A 19,418-nucleotide genomic window follows, 5' to 3' on the forward strand; every position below is an offset into this window, starting at 1 on the left:
GAATGGATCAAGGCGCTGCACATCCTCGCGGTCATCTCCTGGATGGCGGGGATGCTCTATCTGCCGCGGCTGATGGTCTATCATTGCGAGGCGCCGCCGGGCTCGCCGCAGTCCGAGACCTTCAAGGTGATGGAACAGCGGCTGCTCAAGGCCATCATCAATCCGGCGATGGGCGTCACCTGGCTGGCCGGGCTCTATCTCGCCTGGGATGGCGGCTGGTATCTATCCGGCTGGTTTCACGTGAAATTCCTGCTGGTGCTGGCGATGAGCGCCGTGCACGGTTTCCTCACCGCCCGGGTGCGCGACTTCCAGCTCGACCGGAATACCCGCTCCGCGCGCTTCTACCGCATCGCCAACGAGGTGCCGACGGTGCTGATGATAGGCATCGTCATCCTGGTCGTGGTGAAGCCTTTCTAAACATTTCCGGTGGGCTTGCGCCGACTCGCTGCTTTGCCTATGTTGCCGATGCCTTCCACCAAGCTGGCTGACGCACAGACCTGCCTGATGTCGCTCCAGACACCGGCGCGTGCGCCGGACGGGTTCCGGACGAAACCGGTGCCGCTCCGCAGACCAGCGCCTTCCTTTCTCCTGACGCGTCCGGGTGCCCGCTAGAGGTCCACCTTTACGCTCTCCCAACTTCCGAGGCTTCCCCATGGGGGAAATGAAACTTCAGGACCTCAAGTCCAAGAATCCGGCCGAACTTCTGGTTTTTGCCGAAGAGCTTGAGGTCGAGAATGCCAGCACGCTGCGCAAGCAGGAGCTGATGTTCGCCATATTGAAACAGCTTGCCGCCCGCGAGACCGACATCATCGGCGAGGGCGTGGTCGAGATCCTGTCCGACGGGTTCGGCTTCCTGCGCTCGCCCGATGCGAATTATTTGCCGGGGCCGGACGACATCTATGTCTCGCCGTCGCAGATTCGCCGCTTCGGCCTGCGCACCGGCGACACCGTCGAAGGGCAGATCCGCTCGCCGAAGGATGGCGAGCGCTACTTCGCCCTGCTCAAGGTCAACACCATCAATTTCGAAGACCCGGAGAAAATCCGGCACAAGATCAATTTCGACAACCTCACGCCGCTCTATCCCGACGAGCGGCTGAAGCTCGAGCTCGAAGACCCGACCCGCAAGGATTTCTCGGCGCGGATCATCGATATCGTGGCGCCGATCGGCAAAGGCCAGCGCGGCCTCATCGTCGCCCCGCCGCGCACCGGCAAGACCGTGCTGCTGCAGAACATCGCGCAGTCCATCACCACGAATCACCCGGAGTGCTACCTCATCGTGCTGCTCATCGACGAGCGGCCGGAGGAAGTCACCGACATGCAGCGCTCGGTGAAGGGCGAGGTGGTCTCCTCCACCTTCGACGAGCCGGCCGCCCGCCACGTCCAGGTCGCGGAGATGGTGATCGAGAAGGCCAAGCGCCTGGTCGAGCACAAGCGCGATGTCGTCATTTTGCTGGATTCGATCACCCGTCTCGGGCGCGCCTACAACACCGTGGTGCCGTCCTCCGGCAAGGTGTTGACCGGCGGTGTCGATGCCAACGCCCTGCAGCGCCCCAAGCGCTTCTTCGGTGCGGCGCGCAATATCGAGGAGGGCGGCTCGCTGACCATCATCGCGACCGCGCTGATCGAGACCGGCTCGCGCATGGACGAAGTGATCTTCGAGGAGTTCAAGGGCACAGGTAACTCCGAAGTCATCCTCGACCGCAAGGTCTCCGACAAGCGCGTGTTCCCGGCGATCGACATCACCCGCTCCGGCACCCGCAAGGAGGAGCTGCTGGTACCGAGCGACGTGCTGAAGAAGATGTATGTGTTGCGGCGCATCCTCAATCCGATGGGCACGGTTGACGCTATCGAGTTCCTGCTCGACAAATTGCGCCAGACCAAGACGAATGGCGACTTCTTCGACTCCATGAACACATGAGGCATGCGGGATGGGCGCGCGGCGGTTCATGTTGATGATCCTTGCTGCGTGGCTCGTCTCGGCCGCGCCCGCTGCCGCCGGCGTCTCCGATCGGGAGCCGGCGAGCGGGGCGCTATGGCTCGCCGTCATCGCCGTGGCGGGCATGAGCTGGGTGATGGCGTGCCGCCGCTGGTGGCTGCCGCTGCTGATCTGGGCTCCGGTGGCGTTCCTCGCCTCCGAGCTGATCGCCGAGCTGGGCGATCCAATCATTGGTCCGGCCGTTCGTGATGAACTTGGAGCCGGCTACATACTTCAGGCCGATCTGTGCAGTGCGCTGCTGGTCGTCGTGCCGCTGATGTTCGCGAATATTCGCATGGCCAGACTTCGTTAGTTCGGGTAGCGGCCGATGGCCAGACAACTCGCACTCGCACTTGCCCTTGCTCTCTTATTCTCCGGATCAACGCTGGCGATGGGTGAGGTTGCGGACAAGCAATCTGCTCCGGAGATATTCTGGGTTTATGCGGTCGTGGTGGCTTGCCTAAGTTGGGGCGCGGGCATGCTGCGCTGGTGGCTGCCGCTAGTTGTGGCCGCGTTCGCCTCCGTTGCCTCGTTCGGAATTTTGGTCGAACTGAACGACCCGGCTCTCGGTCCTGCAATCAGGAATGAGCTTGGTCCAGGCTACGTCGCCCAAGCCTATCTATGGACATCGGGTGCCGTGATGGTGCCGTTAGTAATTACCGCGTGGCGACGATTGGCGATGCGTTCACGTGATTCGAAGTAAGGTAGCCGTCTTATCATCGAGGTCACGTCCACCAATGCAACCAGCGCGAGTCTCTTAGTTCGATTCGCCTGCGAAATATCGGTCCCCACAATTGACTCGGGACGGCGATTTAAGGCGTCAGACGAGGATAGATGCCTGAAAGGGCGCTTGTGACTCCACGGGCCATTTGCGGGGCGCTGTGAGGTTCGGGTGATTTTATGCCGAAGTTTTCCACAGGCTTGTCCCCACTCTTCGAGACGTCATCCCGGACGGCCGCGAGGCCGGTCCGGGATCGCGCAAACGCTCTTCAGCGGCGCCGATCCCGGCTCGGTGGCTTCGCCGGAGCCTGTCCTCGGGCTTGCCTAAGGCAAGACCCGTGGGACCGGGACGACGATGTTCGAGCAGGGGGTGACGTCACACCAAGCCCGACGTCGCCACTTCGAGTAGCCGATTCGGTTCCGTAACCGGCAGCGAGCACACCGTGCCTTCGCAGACGAAGGCGGCGACGCCGGCCACCGCCTCGGCCTTCTCCCGGGCAGGGTGGCCCGAGGGGAGCGCCGCGGGATTGCTGACCCGCTGCACCACGACATCGACCCGCGGCAGGCGGAAGGACGCCGCCAGCAGCGCGTCGGCGGCCTCGCCTTGCGGACCGACCACGACGATCTGCGGCGCGCGCAGGCGGGTGTCGAGCGCGTTCAGCAGGCCGGCATGGCTGTAGAGGGTTGGCGCCACCCGCGGCAGCAGGCCGTCGAACAGGTGATCAAGCCGGGCGAGATAGGCATCGTCGCCAGTCACCACGGCGAGCCGCATCAGATTGCGGGCGGCGAGGGCATTCGGATTGGTGACGGCATCGTCGATAGTCGAATCCGGGCGCAGGATCAGCCCCTCCGCATCATCCGCCGTGAAGAAGTAGCCGCCCTCCGGATGGGAGTGGTGGGCCTCCAGCGATGCGCTCCATTTGACGGCAAGGTTGAGATAGTCGGTCTCATTGGTCGCCTGGTGCAGCGCCAGCGCTGCCCGGATCATGGCCGCGTAGTCCGATGACAGGCCCGGAAACACCAGCCGGCCGTCCCGCGAGCTATGGCCGAGGCGCTCGGCATTGTCTCCACGCGTCATCGATTCGGCGATGAAACGGAAGGCGCGCTTGGCCGGCCCCAGCCATTCCGGCCGATCCAGCCGCATCGCGGCGTCGGCCAGAGCGGCGATCATCAGCCCGTTCCAGTCGGCCAGCACCTTGTCGTCGAGCCCAGGCCGGACGCGTGCCTCGCGGACTTTCAGGAGCTTGTCGCGCAGCATGGCGAGGCGGATCTCCTCAGCGCCGGTGCGCTCCTTGGGCATCAGTCGATTCGGGATCGAAACGCCCTCCCAATTGCCGAAGGGCTGGATGTCGTAGTGGCGGGCGAAGAACTCGGCATCCTCCGCGCCGAGCGCGGCGAGAATTTCCTTCAGCGTCCAGACATAATAGCGGCCCTCATGGCCTTCGGAATCGGCGTCGAGGCTGGCGGCAAAGGCGCCATCCTCCGTCACCATCTCTCGCAGCAGCCAACCGACCGTCTCCTCGGCGCGCTCGCGGAAGAGGGGAGCGCCAGTGGCGTTGAAGGCCAGTGCCAGCAATTCCAGCAGCTGGGCATTGTCGTAGAGCATCTTCTCGAAGTGCGGCACCAGCCAGCGCTCATCGACCGAGTAGCGGGCATAGCCGCCACCGATGTGGTCGTAGATGCCGCCCTCGCTCATGCCGTGCAGCGCATCGAGCACGGCGTTGCGGAACGTCTCGCGCGGGCGCCGCTCGTGGGCGCGCCACAGCAATTCCAGGAACGGCGTATTGGGGAATTTCGGGGCGCCCCTCAGCCCACCATGCTCGGGATCCATGATGCCGTAAATGCGGGAGGCGACGTCGTCGAGCTCATTGAGCCCGATCGTGACCTTGCCTGCGGGCCGCGCCTTCTCGGTCAGCTTGGCGAGGATGGCGGCGCGGTTCTGGATGATGCGCGGGTCGCGCTCGGCATAGACCCGGGCCATGGTGGCGAGCACATCGGTGAAGGCCGGCTGGCCGTAGCGGGCCTCTTTCGGGAAATAGGTGCCGCCCCAGAACGGCGCGCCCTCGTCGTCAAGGAACATGGTCATCGGCCAGCCGCCCTGCACACCTAGATGCTGGAGCGCGGACATGTAGATCTGGTCGACCTCCGGCCGCTCCTCGCGATCCACCTTGATGTTCACGAAAAGCTCGTTCATCACGGCGGCGGTCTCGGTGTCCTCGAAGCTCTCATGGGCCATGACATGGCACCAATGGCAGGCGGCGTAGCCGATGGAAAGCAGCACCGGCCGTCCGCTGGCGCGGGCCTCGGCAAAGGCCTCCGGGCCCCATTGCCACCAGTCGACCGGATTGTCCTTGTGCTGGAGCAAATAGGGGCTGGCGGCGTCCTTCAGGCGGTTGGGCAAGGGCGGCTCCTGGCGCGGATAGCGGAATATGGCGGTTAGATAGGGCGTAGCGGGTGCGTGCACATCAGCAAAGCGGGAATTCACCCGACACCATTGCCGCGGTCTCGACGGGTTCGGGCCGCGCCGCGGTGGCGGTGATCCGCGTTTCCGGCCCGCAGGCGGGGGAGGCGGTGCGGGCGCTCGCGGGCAAGCTGCCCGAGCCGCGCCGCGCCTTGCTGGCGAAGCTGCGGCACCCTTCGAGCCTCGAGCGGCTCGATGAAGGGCTAGTGCTGTGGTTCCCCGCGCCCGCCTCGGCGACCGGTGAGGACATGGCGGAGTTCCAGATCCACGGCGGCCGTGCCGTGGTCGCCGCCGTGCTCGGCGCGCTGTTAGCGGTGCCCGGCGTGCGGCCGGCGGACGCTGGCGAGTTCACCCGGCGCGGCTTCCTCAATGGCCGCATGGACCTCAGCGCTGTGGAGGGCCTGGCCGATCTGATCGCCGCCGACACCGAGGGCCAGCGCCGTCTCGCCTTTGCCCACGCCTTTGGCCATCTCGGTCAGCGCGCCGAGCAGTGGCGAGCTCGCCTCGTTCGCGCCATGGCGCTGATCGAGGCCGGCATCGACTTTCCGGATGAGGACGACATTCCGGCGGAGACCCGCGCGGCGGCGCGGCCAGAGGTCGAGGTGCTGCACGCCGAACTCACGGCCGCACTCGCCGATCGCCGCGGCGGACTGCTGCGCGAGGGCGCGACCATCGCCATTGCCGGCCTGCCGAACGCCGGCAAGTCCTCGCTGATGAATGCGCTGGCGGCGCGGGACGTCGCCATCGTCTCCGATGAGCCGGGCACCACGCGGGACGTGCTTGAGGTGGCGCTCGACCTCGCCGGGCATCGAGTGGCGCTGATCGACACCGCCGGTCTACGTGAGGCGTCGGGTGTGGTCGAGGCCGAGGGCATCCGCCGCGCGCGTGAGCGCATTGCGCGGGCCGATCTGGTGCTGTGGGTGCATGATGCGTCGGCCGGTCCGGCGCCCGGCACGCACCCGGACATGCTGGCGAGCGAGGGCGCGGCGCTGTGGCTGGTTTCGAACAAGAGCGACGCAGCGAGGGCGCCAGTGCCGAGCCACCCAATCTGGGCGAACTGCACGCTCAGCCTTTCCGCCAAGACGGGCGTGGGCATTCCGGCGCTCATCGATTCGCTGACGGAATGGACCGCGGCGCGCGTCGCTGGTGCGGAACATCCGGTGCTGATCCGGGAGCGGCATCGTGCTGCGGCAGGGGAGGCGGCCGGGCATCTCGCGGAGGCACTTGCGGCCTGGGATGGCTTGAGCGACGAACTGCTGGCTGAGGAACTGCGCCGCGCCGCCCATGCCATCGGGCGGATTACCGGGCGGATCGATACCGACGATCTGCTCGACGTGGTGTTTCGTGAGTTCTGCATTGGGAAGTGAGAGCGCCGCGTTTCACGTGAAACAGCGCCTGGCCGGCTAGAACGTCATCCTGAGGCGCGAGCGGTAGCGAGCCTAAGGATGTTGAAGCAGTGGGCCCCCATCCGGGGTGGGCATCCTTCGAGGCCGCTTCGCGGCGCCTCAGAGCCTGACTCAAAATAGACGACCTCATCCTGAGGTGCCGCCGCAGGCGGCCTCGAAGGATGCTGAAACAGAGCGCCTGTGCCCGCAAACGAGCATCCTTCGAGGCTCGGGCTTTGCCCGAGCACCTCAGGATGAGGTGGTTCCGGTATCGCGCCGAATTTTCTATCAGGCTCTCAGGATGACGTGGTTCTGATTGCCATTGTTTCACGTGAATCACCCTCGCCTAACCCGGCCAACTTGACGCCGGCCGCGAAAGGGGGTTTCGAGATGCCTCATCCCGACAGGCGCGACTTCCATGGACGATGTGGCTCTCTCCTTTGACGTGATCGTGGTCGGCGGCGGCCATGCTGGCTGCGAGGCCGCGGCGGCCGCGGCGCGGCTCGGCGCACGCACCGCACTCGTCACCCATAAGCGCGCCACCATCGGCGCCATGTCCTGCAATCCGGCAATCGGCGGGCTCGGCAAGGGCCATCTGGTACGTGAGGTCGATGCGCTGGACGGGCTAATGGGCCGCGTCGCCGACGCCGGCGGCATCCAGTTCCGCGTGCTGAACCGTCGCAAGGGGCCGGCGGTGCGCGGCCCGCGCGCCCAGGCCGACCGCAAGCTCTACGCCGCGGCGATGCAGGCGGCGATCGATTCGCAGCCGAACCTGTTCGTCGTCGAAGGCGAGGCGGACGATCTGGTGCTAAGCGACGGCAGCGCCGCGGGCGTCCGGCTGCTCGACGGACGCGAGCTGGCGGCTGGCGCCGTGGTGCTGACCACCGGGACCTTTCTGCGCGGGCTCATCCACATCGGCGACAAGCAGACGCCGGCCGGGCGCATGGGCGAGAAGCCGGCACTCGGGCTCTCCACCACGCTGGAACGGCTCGGCGTGCAGCTCGGCCGCCTGAAGACCGGCACGCCGCCTCGGCTCGACGGGCGCACCATCGACTGGGCCAGCCTGGAGATGCAGCCCGGCGACGAGCCGCCGGAGCCGTTCTCGACCCTGACCGAGCGGATCACCACGCCCCAGATCTCGTGCGGCGTAACCCGGACTACGCCGGAAACCCACGCCGTGATCCGTGCCAATATCGGCCGCTCGGCGATGTACTCCGGAAACATCCAGAGCATCGGCCCGCGCTATTGCCCGTCCATCGAGGACAAGATCGTCCGCTTCGGCGAGCGCGACGGACACCAGATTTTCCTGGAGCCGGAAGGGTTGGACGATCCGACGGTCTATCCGAACGGCATCTCCACCTCGCTTCCGGAGGATGTACAGCTGGCGCTGCTGGCGACCATCCCCGGGCTGGAGCGGGTGGCCATGTTGCGACCGGGCTATGCCATCGAGTACGACCATGTCGATCCGCGCGAGCTTGAGCCGACGCTGGAATTGAAGCGCGCGCCCGGCCTGTTCCTGGCCGGCCAGATCAACGGCACCACCGGCTATGAGGAGGCGGCTGCCCAGGGCCTCGTCGCCGGACTGAATGCGGCGCGCCGGGCGGGCGCGGCGGATGGCATCACCTTCGATCGGGCCGAGGCCTATATCGGCGTCATGATCGACGATCTGGTAACGCGCGGCGTGAGCGAGCCCTATCGCATGTTCACCTCGCGGGCCGAGTACCGGCTGTCGCTCCGTGCTGACAATGCGGACCAGCGCCTGACCGAGCGCGGAGCAGCGCTCGGCTGCGTCGGAGCGGAGCGGGCCGGCAGGTTCGACGCGAAGCGGACGGCGCTGGATGCGGCGCGGGCCTGGGCCAGTTCGGTGTCGATCACCCCGAGCGAAGGCGATCGGTTCGGGCTCGTTCTGAATCGCGACGGGCAACGGCGCAGCGCCTTCGACCTGTTGTCCTATCCGCATCTTGGCTGGGCCGACATCGTCCGCATCTGGCCGGAATCGGCGGAGATTCGGGGCAGCATTGGCGAGCAGGTCGAGATCGACGCCAAATATGCGGTGTATCTTGATCGGCAGCAGGCTGACATCGCTTCCTACCGGCGGGACGAAGGCGCCGAATTGCCGGACGCGCTGGACTATCGGGCCATGAGCGGAATCTCCAATGAGATCAAGGCGAAGCTGGATTCGATTCGCCCCCGTTCCATCGGCCAGGCTGGACGCATCGATGGGATGACGCCGGCGGCCCTGGCGCTCATCGCGGCGCACGCCCGCAAAGCGCGTTAATCACGCAGGCCAGTTCCTCTCGCGCGCGAGCGCGCGTGAGTGTTCTGCGTTATACATGTTGCATGATCTCACCGACTGATTCGTCCGATCGGGAACATGCTCTCGCGCTGTGTCCTGTTTCACGTGAAACAGGAGGTCGGCTCGACGCCATCGTCGCGTTGCTGGAGAAGTGGCAGCGCACCATCAATCTGGTAGCGCCTGCGACCTTGCCGCAGCTCTGGACCCGCCACGTCGCGGATTCGCTTCAGCTCGTCCCGCTGGCCGGGGAGGTGAGGCGCTGGGTCGATCTCGGCAGCGGCGGCGGCTTCCCCGGATTGGTAGTCGCGGCCGTATTGGCGGACCTGCCGGACGCCGACGTGACATTGGTCGAGAGCGACACCCGCAAGGCCGCATTCCTGCGTGAGGCGGCGCGGATCGTCGAACTTCCTGTCACGGTGTTGCCGGCTCGTATCGAGCAGGTGGGGCCGCGGATCGCTGCCGGGGTCGAGGTGGTGTCGGCCCGCGCGCTTGCGCCATTGCCGAAGTTGTTGCCGCTGGCCGAGCCATTCATTGCGCAGGGCGCACTCGGGCTTTTTCTCAAAGGACAAGATGTTGATAACGAATTGACCGAGGCAACTAAATCTTGGAATGTCGATGCCTCGGTTGTTGAAAGCCGAACGGACCGGAGCGGGCGCGTGCTGATCGTGCGCCGGGCCGAGCGGATCGTCACTGAAGCCGCTTCACATCTTCGGTCTCACCCAGGACGGACGCCATGACAGAGCTGTCTTCCTCGCCGGCCAGCGTGCCGCGTGTACTGGCACTCGCCAACCAGAAGGGTGGCGTCGGCAAGACCACCACTGCCATTAATCTCGGTACCGCCTTGGCCGCGATCGGCGAGACGGTGCTGATCGTCGATCTCGATCCGCAGGGCAATGCGTCGACCGGTCTCGGCATTGATCGCGCCAGCCGGCGGATCTCGACCTATGACGTACTGACCGGCGAAGCCAAGCTGCGCGACGCCGTGCTGGAGACTGCGGTGCCGCGGCTGCATATCGCGGCTTCGACCATGGATCTCTCCGGGCTCGAACTGGAAATCGCCACTGCCAGGGATCGGCCGTTCCGGCTGCGCAACGCCATTCGAGTCCTCAATCAGGACGAGTCTTCGATTCAAGAGCGAAACGATTCCGTTCGCTACTCCTATGTGCTGATCGATTGCCCGCCGTCGCTGAATCTCATCACCATCAACGCCATGGCGGCGGCGAACGCCATTCTGGTGCCGCTGCAGTGCGAGTTCTTCGCGCTCGAGGGGCTTTCGCAACTGATCAAGACCGTCGACCAGGTGCGCACGACGTTGAATCCCGAGCTGACCATCCACGGCATCGTCCTCACCATGTTCGATGCGCGCAACAATCTGTCGGCTCAAGTGGTTGCCGATGTTCGTCAATTCATGGGCGACAAGGTCTATGAGACGATCATTCCGCGCAATGTCCGGGTGTCCGAGGCGCCGTCCTACGGTAAACCGGTGCTGCTGTACGATTTGAAGTGCGTCGGATCGCAGGCCTATCTCCGTCTCGCATCCGAAATCATCCAGCGCGAACGCAGCCTGCGCGCAGCATAGGGAGAATCACCAATGGCAATGGCGGATGATGGTGGGCGCTCCCGGCTAGGCCGCGGGCTCGCAGCGTTGATTGGCGATGTCGGCGCGGAGAGCGCTGTTGCCGAGAAGCCGCGCGGCGGTCAGCGCAAGGTTCCCGCGGCGTTCCTCCGGCCGAACCCGCGCAATCCGCGCCGGACCTTCGGCGATGAGGAACTCGCGGAGCTCGCGAATTCGGTCCGCGAGCGCGGCATCATCCAGCCGATCGTGGTGCGTGTCGTTGAAGATGCGCGCGATGCCTATGAGATCGTTGCCGGTGAGCGCCGCTGGCGCGCCGCACAGATCGCCGGCCTGCACGAGGTGCCGATCGTCGTCGTCGAGGTCGATGACCGCCAGGCGCTGGAGATCGCGATCATCGAGAACGTGCAGCGCGCCGACCTCAACCCGCTGGAAGAGGCAGCGGGCTACCAGATGCTGGCCGACCAGTTCGGCTATTCGCAGCATGAAGTGGCGCGCATCATCGGCAAGAGCCGCAGCCATGTCGCCAATACGACGCGGCTTCTGAAGCTGCCCGAGCCGGTGAAGGCCTATCTTGCCGATGGCCGGCTCTCCGCCGGCCACGCCCGCGCGCTGCTTACCCAGGAGGACCCTGAGACACTGGCGCACGCCATTGTCGAGCGCGGCATGAATGTACGCGCGGTCGAAGCGCTGGCCCAGGAACTGACTGTCGCCAAGGCGAGGGCCGAAGGCAAGCCGCGCAAGCCGAAGATGGAGCTCGACGCCGATACCCGCGCTCTGGAGCGGCGGCTGTCTGACGCGCTGGGCCTTGCGGTCGCCCTGCGCCATGAAGGCGATGGCGGCGAAATCCGCATCCGCTATTCCTCTTTGGATCAGCTCGAAGAGGTCTGTCGGCGCCTCGCAGCCGGCTAAGAAATAGATTCGCCTACGCAACAATCTATCTCGGCTCGAGGTGTAACGTCATCCTGAGGTGCTCGGGCGTCGCCCGAGCCTCGAAGGATGTCCGTCCCGATGGCCGTCTTCTGCTTCAGCATCCTTCGAGGCTCGCTGGCGCTCGCGCCTCAGGATGACGGTCCACCAATTCCTCACCCTCGCCGTGCCGCAGAGGCGAGGCTGAGCAGGGCCCGCTCGGCGATCGCAGGTGCTAGCCCAGCGTTGCGCCGGGCCGCCAACAGGGCCTCGTCAAGCGTCACGAACGCGTTCGCCAACCGCGCCGCGGTCCAGTTGCGCAGCGCCGCTTCCACCAGCGGCCGGCGACGGAAATGGATGGCCGGACGCGCGCTCTCGATGGCGCGCTCGATACTGCCGCCATTCTCGACATTCAGCCGCAGCATATGCAGCCCCTGGGCGGCGCGGCTGGTGGCGCCGAGCACGGCATCGGGGCGGATGCCTTCGCCCATCGCCTTGGCGAAGGCGCTTGCGGCATCGCGCCCATTCCCCGCCAAGGCAGCGTCGGAAATATCGTCGAGCGCGAGGTTCGAGGCGTCGCCGACAATGGCGCGCACATGAGCGCCGGTAATCCGCGTATCGCCGGTCGCATAGAGGATCAGCTTGGCGATCTCGCCGCGCGAGGCGAGCCGGTCGCCGCCGAGCAGCGCCATGAGGTCGGTGCGGGCATCGCGCTCGATCGACAATCCGGCCTCCGCGACCATGGTGTCGATGAGGCGTGCCACGTCTCGATCGGTGTCGGCATAGCAGGCGATGGCAGCGACCCGGGGCGAGGATTCGCCGAGCGAACGCAGCGGCGCGCCCTTCTTGAGGTCGCCGGCTTCGATGACGATGATCGCGTCCGAGGGCGGCGACGCCAGCACCGGCTCCAGCGCCGGAACGATGTTCTTGCCGCCGACCCGGAGCGAGACCACCCGCCGCCCGCCGAACAGCGCCACGGTGGACGCTTCCTCGATCAGCCGGACCGGATTGCCGGCGAGTTCGTCGCCATCGAGGCGGATGAGGCCGAACGGATCATCCGTGCCCGCAAGCGCGCGCTTGAGATAGGTCTGGGCGCGCTCGCGCACCAGGCCGGAATCCGGGCCATAGAGCAGGATCACCGGCCGCAGCGGATCGATGCGGGAGAGGACGGCATCGACCTCCGCCGGCCGGACCGCTGTCATCTACCAGCTCAGCTCTTCGGGGTCCGGGTCATGAACCAGGAAGCGAGCTGGCCGCGAATGGTTTCGGCGGCGACGCGGGCGGAACGGTTCTGCGCGTCGCGAATCGCGCGGGCGCGCGCGAATCGCTGATAGCCGCTGTCGATCGAGGCCTTGCCGAAGGCGTTGCCCTGGGTGAGCGGCTTCTTGTTCTTCTCGTCGCCACCGGCCTCGAACAGCTGCCAATTGACGTCGACCGAGACCAGCTCGACCTCCGGAAGGCCGCTGACTGGATCGACAATGGCGGCTGCGGTGTTGTCGGTGACGCGCATCACCAGGCGATAGGGTGCGCCCGAGGGATTGCCCGAGCCGCCGGTGAGCTCGAAGATCAGGTCGTTGCGCACCTCATTGCCGAGGCGGCCGTCGGCGAACACCACTTCGACGTCGCCGAGCTTGTCGCGCAGGCCGGGCCCACCGCCCGGCGTGCTCTCGGCATACATGGGCTGGAAGCAGCCGGCCGAAGCGAGCGCCAGAAGGCCAGCTCCGGCAAAGCCGAGAAAACGCCGGCGACTGGCGGCCGGACGGGAAGGGCGGCGGTCAAGCGACGACATTCACGATCCTCTGAGGAACCACGATGATACGCTTCGGGGCGCGTCCGTCGAGTGCCTTCACCACTGCATCGAGCGCGAGCACCGCGTTCTCGACCTCGGCAGGGGTGGCGGCGACGGGCACGGTGATGTCGGCGCGACGCTTGCCGTTGATCTGAATCGGCAGCGTAACGGTGTCGGCCGCGAGCAGCGCCGGCTCAATGCCGGGCCAGCCGGCCTGGCTGACGAGGCCGGCCTTGCCGAGCGCAGCCCAGCATTCCTCGGCGAGGTGCGGCACCATGGGCGCGATGGCGAGCGCCAGGAATTGCGCGGCCTCGCGCACCGCGAAGGCGAGATCGGCCACCGGCTCGCCATTGCGTGCGGCAACCAGCGCATCGCCGAACACAGTGACGAAACTGTGCACCCGTGAGACCGCCTTGTTGAAATGCAGGCGCTCAATGTCGCTTTCGACTTCAGCGGCCAGCGTATGGGCGGCGCGGCGCAGCGCGGTCGATTCGGCTCCGAAAGCATCGGGGTGCGTCGGCTCTGCATCCGGCACCAGCTCGACGGCCTCATTGATGAGCCGCCAGATGCGCTGCTGGAAGCGCCAGGCGCCCTCGATGCCGGCGCTGGTCCATTCGCGGTCACGCTCGGGCGGGGTGTCGGAGAGCATGAACCAGCGCGCGCAATCGACGCCGTAAGTGTCGGCGACGGTCTCCGGCGGCACCACGTTCTTCTTCGACTTCGACATCTTTTCGGGCGCGCCGATCGTCACCGGCTCATTGGTGCCGATTTTCACCGCGCTGCCGTCGTCGCGCCGCTCCACCTCTTCGGGGAACAGCCAGCGGCCGCCCTCGTCCTTGTAGGTCTCGTGGACGATCATGCCTTGCGTGAACAGGCCCGCGAACGGCTCCTCCAGCGACAGCCGGCCGACCGTGCTGAGCGCACGGATGAAGAAGCGCGAATAGAGCAGATGCAGGATAGCGTGCTCGATGCCGCCAATATACTGGTCGACCGGCAGCCACTTGTCGGCGGCTTCCTTGGAGAGCGGCGCCTCGCCCGGCTCGGAGGCGAAGCGGGCGAAATACCAGGACGAATCCACGAAGGTGTCCATGGTGTCGGTTTCGCGCACCGCCGCGCCGCCGCAATGCGGGCAGGCGACATGCTTCCAGGTCGGGTGGCGGTCCAGCGGGTTGCCGGGCGCATCGAAGGAGACGTCGTCCGGCAGGCGCACCGGCAGTTCGGCTTCCGGCACCGGCTGGATGCCGCAGGCCTCGCAATGGATCACCGGGATCGGGCAGCCCCAGTAGCGCTGGCGGGAAATGCCCCAGTCGCGCAGACGGTAATTCACCGCACGCTCGCCGACCGGCTCATTGCCGAGCGGTTCCTTCTCCAGGCGTACCGCCACCGCTTCCTTGGCGTCCGGAATCGACAGCCCGTTCAGGAAGCCGGAATGAACCAGCGTGCCCTCGCCATCATAGGCGATATTGCCGACCTCGAAGACGGCCGGGTCTGCGCCTGGCGGCAACACCACGGGGGTGACCGGCAGGCCGTATTTGCGGGCGAAGTCGAGGTCGCGCTGGTCGTGCGCCGGGCAGCCGAAAATGGCGCCGGTGCCGTATTCCATCAGCACGAAATTGGCGACATAGACCGGCAGATGCGGCCCGCCGAGCGGGTGGCGCACCTTGAGCCCGGTGTCGAAGCCCATCTTCTCCTGGGTCTCGATCTCGGCGGTCGAGGTGCCCCCACGCCGGCACTCCTCGATGAAGGCGCCGAGCGCGGATGAGCGCTGCGCGAGCTGCTCGGCCAGCGGATGGCCCGGCGACAGCGCAATGAAGGAGGCGCCGAACAGCGTGTCCGGCCGCGTCGTATAGACCTTGATTTCGTTCGGCCCGCCCACCGGCGGGTTCTCGATGCCGAAGCGGACGTGCAGGCCCTCGGAGCGGCCGATCCAGTTGCGCTGCATCAGCCGCACCTTGTCCGGCCAGCGCTCCAGCGTGTCGAGGCCGTCCAGCAGCTCCTTGGCGAGCGCGGTGATGCGGAAGAACCACTGCGCCAGCTTGCGGCGCTCCACCAGCGCGCCCGAGCGCCAGCCGCGGCCGTCGATCACCTGCTCATTGGCGAGCACGGTGTTGTCGACCGGATCCCAATTGACCTCGCTCTCCTTGCGATAGACGAAGCCGGCTTTCATCAGCTGCAGGAAGATGCGCTGCTGCTCGCCATAATAGGAGGGGTCGCAGGTCGCGATCTCGCGCGACCAGTCGAGCGAGAGGCCGAGCAGCTTGAGCTGCTCGCGCATGGTTTCGATGTTCTCGTAGGTCCATTCGCGCGGATGCGACTTGCGCTCGATGGCGGCGTTCTCGGCCGGCAGGCCGAAGGCGTCCCAGCCCATCGGGTGCAGGACATTGAAGCCCTTCATCCGCTTGAAGCGGGCGACGACGTCGCCCATCACATAGTTGCGGCCATGGCCGATATGGATGCGCCCCGACGGGTAGGGGAACATCTCGAGCACATAATATTTGGGACGCGCGTCCTCATTGCGGGTGCGGAAGATGCCGCGGTCGTCCCAGACCTTGCGCCAGCGGGGCTCGGCCTCGCGGGCATTGTAACGCTCGGTGCTCATCGGTTTTCTAATAAAGCCTGTCGATTTGCGGCGGACTAGGACACGAACTCGAAGGTCAGGTCAACCTTGGAGGTCAGCCGTGCCAAGGCGTTCGCCGCCGTCGGCGAACCGTGCGTGCCGCTCTCATGCCGAGCGTGCCGGCCGGGTGTCGTCGAGCGCGGTACGCACCATGTTGCCCGAGCGGACGGTGTTGCGTCCGGCGTGCTTGGCCGCATAGAGCGCCTTGTCGGCGGCGTCGAGCAGATCGGCCTCCGTGTAGCCCTGGTCGAGCCAGCAGGCGGCAACGCCGACGCTCACGGTGACGCGCCCGCCGGGCGCGCTGGCGTGGCGGATGTCGAGGGTCTCGACAGCGAAGCGAAGGCGGGTCGCCACCTCCTCGGCAACGGTGAGGTCGCTGCCCGGCATCAGCACGGCGAACTCCTCGCCGCCAAGCCGGGCGACGAGATCGGAGCCGCGCACCGCCGCGCCGAGCGAGGCGGCAATGCGGCGCAGGCACGTATCGCCCTCGCCATGGCCATAGTGGTCGTTGAATTCCTTGAAGTTGTCGACATCGATCATCAGCAGCGCGATGCGCGGCGCCTTGCCGTTCCAGTGCGCCTCGAGCTTCTGGTCGAAGGCCCGCCGATTGGCGACCGCGGTCAGCGGATCGAGGCTCGCCAAGGTGGAGAGCCGGCTGTTGGCGTCGCGCAGTGCCATCTCGCGCTGCGTGAGCTGGCGCGACATGGCGCCGAAGGCGGCGATCAGCGGTTCGAGCTCGACGATGTTCGGCGCGGGGTCCGCAGAGGCCTCGGTCTCGCCGCGCCCGAAGCGGGCAAACCGTGCGGCAAGCATCTGCACCGGCCGCACCACCAGGCGCTCGCCGGCGAACCAGAGGCCGATGAAGATCAGCGCGCAGGCGGCGAGGAAGGTGGTGGCCGCGCGCCAGGTGGCGGTGTTCACCGGCTCCATCACACGGGCGGCGTCGAGGCCGACAGCGAGGCGTATGTTGCTCCCGGGCAGGCGGCGAAAGCCATAGATGCGCCTCACGCGGTCCGGGCCGGTGGTGATGGTGGTGCCTTCCGAGCGGCCGAGCATGGTGGCGACCAGGGGGATCGCACTGATATCCGTGCCGGCGAGCTGCTTGGTGTCGGGATAGGCGGTGATGACCGTGCCGCGCGGATCGATCATCAGCACGACGGCACTGAGATCGAGCTCGGAGATGATGGATAGCGGGAACAGCAGGTCAAGCTCGACGCGGGCCAGCACCACCGCGGTGACATTGCCGTCATCGTCGACCGCCGGCTGCGCGGCCATGATGCTCGGATTGCCGCTCAGCATGTTGCGCACGACGCTGCTGATATTGAACACGCCGCGCAGCGCGATCTGCACATATTCGCGGTCCGACAGGTCGAGCCAGCGTGCCACCGGGTTGCTGGAGCAGGCGACGATGCCATCGGGCCCGATGATCGAGAGCGAGGCGATGGCCGGCTCCATCTCGACGATCCGCTCCAGCCGGCCGCAGGCCTGCGGATTGGCCAGCATCGCGGCGGCATCCAGCGTGGCGACCTGCAGCGTGCTCCGTACCGAGGACAGCGTCTCCAGGTACTGACCCATGCCGCGGTCGGTAAGGTCGAGCACGTGCTGGCGCACCGCCCGGAGCTTGTCGTCGCGGTCGGCGCTGATGCTGGTCACGCGTTCGGCAATGAGCAAGGCAAGACCGAGCGCGACAAGGGCGATAAGGCGGTAACGCAGGCTGGTCCGGCCGACACGGGTCACTTCGTGGCGGCTGGTCTCGGCACCGCCCGCATCGGTTCGGTCGTTGGCGGCTTTGCCGCTCCTTGGAATCGCCATGGTCATGTCTGTCGCCGCACCGCTCCTCGCGCCACGGACGGATTTCAGCCGCTACGGCAAATGTGCCAGAGAAACGCTTAAACCAGTGCTAGCGGCGGTGTCTTTGTGGACTTTGTTCGGCATTTCGCGCGGATTTCCAGTCCCAAGGTAAACAAGACGCATCATTCGCCGCCGACCAAGGCAATCGCATTATAACCTAAAGCGGAGAATTCAATCAGACAGAATCCATTGCCGAACGGGTCGGCGAGACCGGCGATGCGGCCCCAGTTCTCATCGCGCAGCGGTGCCTCCAATATCGCGCCGGCCTCGAGCGCCCGCGCCAGCGCCGGCTCGATATCCTCCACCACGATGTCGAGATGCACCGGTGTCCAGTGTCGCTCATAGGAGCGGGTGACGCCGCCGCCCGGCACCGCCTTCGAGCCGGCGGGCTTCACCAGGAGATAGATCGCGCAGGAGGTGCCGACGAGCTCGACCATGCCCTCGCCGAAACGCCGGCCCTCGGTGAGCGGAAAGGCGTTGAGATAGAAGGTCCGGGCCGCCTCGAAATCCGGCACGTCGATATTGACAAGAAGCTGCATTGGCCTTCCCTCCCGGCTTCGGTTTTCGAGGAGACTGCCATGAACGTTGCGGAACGTCTCGCCGAGGTGCGCACCGCCATTCACCGGGCGTGCCGCGATGCGGGGCGCGATGCCGCAGGCGTGCAGCTGGTCGCGGTGTCGAAGACGTTCGAGGCGGAACACATCATGCCGGTGATCGAGGCCGGGCAGCGCCTGTTCGGCGAGAATCGCGTGCAGGAGGCGAAGGGCAAGTGGCCCGCGCTCAAGGCGCGCTTTCCCGACACCGAGCTGCACCTGATCGGTCCCCTGCAGACCAACAAGGCACGCGAGGCGCTGGCGCTGTTCGACGTGATCCACACGGTGGACCGCGAATCACTCGCCGCGACGCTGGCCAAGGAGATCGCCCGGCTGGAAGACCGGCCGCCGCGCCTGCTGATCCAGGTGAACACCGGCGAGGAGCCGCAGAAGGCCGGGGTCATCCCCGAGGAGGCGGATGCCTTCATCGCGCGCTGCCGCGACGAGCATAAGCTCGCCATCGAGGGGCTGATGTGTATCCCGCCGGTGGATGAACCGGTGGCCCCGCATTTCGGCCTGCTCGCCGGCATCGCCCGGCGCAACGGGCTGAAGGCGCTCTCCATGGGCATGAGCGGCGACTACGAGAAGGCAATCGCGCTCGGCGCCACCTATGTCCGCGTCGGCAGCGCCATTTTCGGGGCGCGCTAATCCTTGCCGCAGGCGTCATCCCGGCCTTAGAGCCGGGATCGCGCGACGAGAGTGCGCGCGGATTCCGCACACGATCCCGGATCGGCCCGCGGCCGCTCGGGATGACGGAGAGGAATCAGTCGACCTTTAGCGGTGTTCCCGCCTTCATGTCCTTCAACAGGCGGCGCAGGTCCCTGGGCCGGAAGGCGATGCAGCCGGCGGTCGGCTTGAAGCCGGGCCGCGCCAGGTGCAGGAACACCGCCGAGCCGCCCTTGGCCTTGCGCGGGCGGCTATTGTGGTCGAGCACCACGACGAGGTCGTAGAGGCCGTCGCCGCGCCACATCTCCTCGTGCGAGGCGGCATAAGGCAGGCGCACCGGGCGGTTGTAGCAGCGGTCCGCCGGATCGTCGCACCAGCCATCGTCAGGCCGGATGCGCTGCGCCGGCAGTCCGGTCACCGGGCGGCGGCCATGATCGGTCCGCCACAGCAGGCGCTCGAGGTGCCAGAGGCCGGCCGGCGTGGCACCGTCGCCCTCGCGCTTGGCGCGCCGTATCCCGGTAGGGCCGAGCGCCACCGGCATCGCTCGCCCCCGCCAGAACGCGAGGCCGCGATGGGTCTCTCC

At 66.5% G+C, this 19,418-nt stretch carries 17 protein-coding genes; 10 read left to right on the forward strand and 7 right to left on the reverse strand.

The annotated features are described in order from the left end of the window. The first annotated feature begins 42 nt into the window (after positions 1-42). The 4 genes from G3545_RS18755 to G3545_RS18770 all read left to right on the forward strand — a co-directional run bounded on the left by G3545_RS18755 (position 43) and on the right by G3545_RS18770 (position 2,678). Positions 43-417, forward strand: coding sequence for a CopD family protein (locus G3545_RS18755; protein ID WP_246702917.1), 375 nt, complete (start codon positions 43-45; stop codon positions 415-417). A gap of 235 nt (positions 418-652) precedes the next feature. Beyond that, complete coding sequence (gene rho, locus G3545_RS18760) at positions 653-1,918, forward strand: transcription termination factor Rho (protein ID WP_170014784.1); 1,266 nt, start codon at positions 653-655, stop codon at positions 1,916-1,918. Between the two features lie 10 nt (positions 1,919-1,928). Then, positions 1,929-2,288 carry a hypothetical protein gene (locus G3545_RS18765; protein WP_246702474.1) on the forward strand — a complete coding sequence of 120 codons (360 nt, stop codon included), beginning with the start codon at positions 1,929-1,931 and terminating at the stop codon, positions 2,286-2,288. Positions 2,289-2,303: 15 nt separating this feature from the next. Next, the gene (locus G3545_RS18770) at positions 2,304-2,678 is read left to right on the forward strand and encodes a hypothetical protein (protein ID WP_170014785.1); all 375 of its coding nucleotides are present in this window, start codon (positions 2,304-2,306) and stop codon (positions 2,676-2,678) included. Between the two features lie 393 nt (positions 2,679-3,071). Here the strand turns inward: G3545_RS18770 and G3545_RS18775 are convergent, their stop codons facing one another. Continuing rightward, complete coding sequence (locus G3545_RS18775) at positions 3,072-5,096, reverse strand: thioredoxin domain-containing protein (RefSeq protein WP_170014786.1); 2,025 nt, start codon at positions 5,094-5,096, stop codon at positions 3,072-3,074. Between the two features lie 53 nt (positions 5,097-5,149). Between G3545_RS18775 and mnmE the strand changes: the two genes are divergently transcribed. From mnmE to G3545_RS18800, 5 genes are all read left to right on the forward strand, one after another. Then, positions 5,150-6,523: a tRNA uridine-5-carboxymethylaminomethyl(34) synthesis GTPase MnmE gene (mnmE, locus tag G3545_RS18780; RefSeq protein ID WP_170014787.1), complete on the forward strand. Its 1,374-nt coding sequence runs from the start codon at positions 5,150-5,152 to the stop codon at positions 6,521-6,523. 436 nt (positions 6,524-6,959) lie between these two features. Beyond that, entirely contained in the window at positions 6,960-8,819 is a 1,860-nt protein-coding gene (gene mnmG, locus G3545_RS18785; RefSeq protein ID WP_246702475.1) for a tRNA uridine-5-carboxymethylaminomethyl(34) synthesis enzyme MnmG, read from the forward strand. A gap of 62 nt (positions 8,820-8,881) precedes the next feature. Then, positions 8,882-9,574 carry a 16S rRNA (guanine(527)-N(7))-methyltransferase RsmG gene (rsmG, locus tag G3545_RS18790; protein ID WP_170018155.1) on the forward strand — a complete coding sequence of 231 codons (693 nt, stop codon included), beginning with the start codon at positions 8,882-8,884 and terminating at the stop codon, positions 9,572-9,574. After that, positions 9,571-10,416: a ParA family protein gene (locus tag G3545_RS18795; RefSeq protein ID WP_281411681.1), complete on the forward strand. Its 846-nt coding sequence runs from the start codon at positions 9,571-9,573 to the stop codon at positions 10,414-10,416. Before rsmG ends, G3545_RS18795 begins: the two co-directional genes overlap by 4 nt. 18 nt (positions 10,417-10,434) lie before the next feature. Then, positions 10,435-11,322, forward strand: coding sequence for a ParB/RepB/Spo0J family partition protein (locus G3545_RS18800; protein ID WP_170018157.1), 888 nt, complete (start codon positions 10,435-10,437; stop codon positions 11,320-11,322). 173 nt (positions 11,323-11,495) lie between these two features. On the opposite strand, the gene holA is transcribed toward G3545_RS18800, so the two are convergent. From holA to G3545_RS18825, 5 genes are all read right to left on the reverse strand, one after another. Continuing rightward, complete coding sequence (gene holA / locus G3545_RS18805) at positions 11,496-12,521, reverse strand: DNA polymerase III subunit delta (RefSeq protein WP_170014788.1); 1,026 nt, start codon at positions 12,519-12,521, stop codon at positions 11,496-11,498. An 8-nt stretch (positions 12,522-12,529) separates the two neighbouring features. After that, on the reverse strand, positions 12,530-13,108 hold the full coding sequence (locus tag G3545_RS18810) for a hypothetical protein (protein WP_170014789.1): 579 nt from the start codon (positions 13,106-13,108) through the stop codon (positions 12,530-12,532). Next, positions 13,095-15,707 carry a leucine--tRNA ligase gene (leuS, locus tag G3545_RS18815; RefSeq protein ID WP_170014790.1) on the reverse strand — a complete coding sequence of 871 codons (2,613 nt, stop codon included), beginning with the start codon at positions 15,705-15,707 and terminating at the stop codon, positions 13,095-13,097. The genes G3545_RS18810 and leuS overlap by 14 nt, the downstream gene beginning before the upstream one ends. Before the next feature lie 123 nt (positions 15,708-15,830). Further along, positions 15,831-17,543, reverse strand: a complete 1,713-nt coding sequence (locus G3545_RS18820; RefSeq protein WP_170014791.1) for a sensor domain-containing diguanylate cyclase — start codon at positions 17,541-17,543, stop codon at positions 15,831-15,833. Positions 17,544-17,698: 155 nt separating this feature from the next. Then, positions 17,699-18,115, reverse strand: coding sequence for a VOC family protein (locus G3545_RS18825; protein WP_170014792.1), 417 nt, complete (start codon positions 18,113-18,115; stop codon positions 17,699-17,701). 39 nt (positions 18,116-18,154) lie between these two features. On the opposite strand from G3545_RS18825, the gene G3545_RS18830 reads away from it, so the two are divergent. Continuing rightward, entirely contained in the window at positions 18,155-18,817 is a 663-nt protein-coding gene (locus G3545_RS18830) for a YggS family pyridoxal phosphate-dependent enzyme (RefSeq protein ID WP_170014793.1), read from the forward strand. Between the two features lie 115 nt (positions 18,818-18,932). On the opposite strand, the gene G3545_RS18835 is transcribed toward G3545_RS18830, so the two are convergent. Next, a complete protein-coding gene (locus G3545_RS18835; protein ID WP_170014794.1) occupies positions 18,933-19,376 on the reverse strand; it encodes a L,D-transpeptidase family protein in 444 nt (147 codons plus the stop codon). Positions 19,377-19,418: the final 42 nt, after the last annotated feature.

Origin of the sequence: Starkeya sp. ORNL1 (assembly GCF_012971745.1) — a bacterium.
GTDB lineage: Bacteria > Pseudomonadota > Alphaproteobacteria > Rhizobiales > Xanthobacteraceae > Ancylobacter.

Coding starts and splice junctions, on each gene's coding strand:
- G3545_RS18820 (WP_170014791.1), bottom strand. CDS start 17,543: ATGACCATGGCGATTCCAAGGAGCGGCAAAGCCGCCAACGACCGAACC.
- leuS (WP_170014790.1), bottom strand. CDS start 15,707: ATGAGCACCGAGCGTTACAATGCCCGCGAGGCCGAGCCCCGCTGGCGC.
- G3545_RS18830 (WP_170014793.1), top strand. CDS start 18,155: ATGAACGTTGCGGAACGTCTCGCCGAGGTGCGCACCGCCATTCACCGG.
- G3545_RS18825 (WP_170014792.1), bottom strand. CDS start 18,115: ATGCAGCTTCTTGTCAATATCGACGTGCCGGATTTCGAGGCGGCCCGG.
- G3545_RS18810 (WP_170014789.1), bottom strand. CDS start 13,108: ATGTCGTCGCTTGACCGCCGCCCTTCCCGTCCGGCCGCCAGTCGCCGG.
- G3545_RS18795 (WP_281411681.1), top strand. CDS start 9,571: ATGACAGAGCTGTCTTCCTCGCCGGCCAGCGTGCCGCGTGTACTGGCA.
- G3545_RS18835 (WP_170014794.1), bottom strand. CDS start 19,376: ATGCCGGTGGCGCTCGGCCCTACCGGGATACGGCGCGCCAAGCGCGAG.
- holA (WP_170014788.1), bottom strand. CDS start 12,521: ATGACAGCGGTCCGGCCGGCGGAGGTCGATGCCGTCCTCTCCCGCATC.
- G3545_RS18755 (WP_246702917.1), top strand. CDS start 43: ATGGCGGGGATGCTCTATCTGCCGCGGCTGATGGTCTATCATTGCGAG.
- G3545_RS18770 (WP_170014785.1), top strand. CDS start 2,304: ATGGCCAGACAACTCGCACTCGCACTTGCCCTTGCTCTCTTATTCTCC.
- rho (WP_170014784.1), top strand. CDS start 653: ATGGGGGAAATGAAACTTCAGGACCTCAAGTCCAAGAATCCGGCCGAA.
- G3545_RS18765 (WP_246702474.1), top strand. CDS start 1,929: ATGGGCGCGCGGCGGTTCATGTTGATGATCCTTGCTGCGTGGCTCGTC.
- mnmG (WP_246702475.1), top strand. CDS start 6,960: ATGGACGATGTGGCTCTCTCCTTTGACGTGATCGTGGTCGGCGGCGGC.
- rsmG (WP_170018155.1), top strand. CDS start 8,882: ATGATCTCACCGACTGATTCGTCCGATCGGGAACATGCTCTCGCGCTG.
- G3545_RS18800 (WP_170018157.1), top strand. CDS start 10,435: ATGGCGGATGATGGTGGGCGCTCCCGGCTAGGCCGCGGGCTCGCAGCG.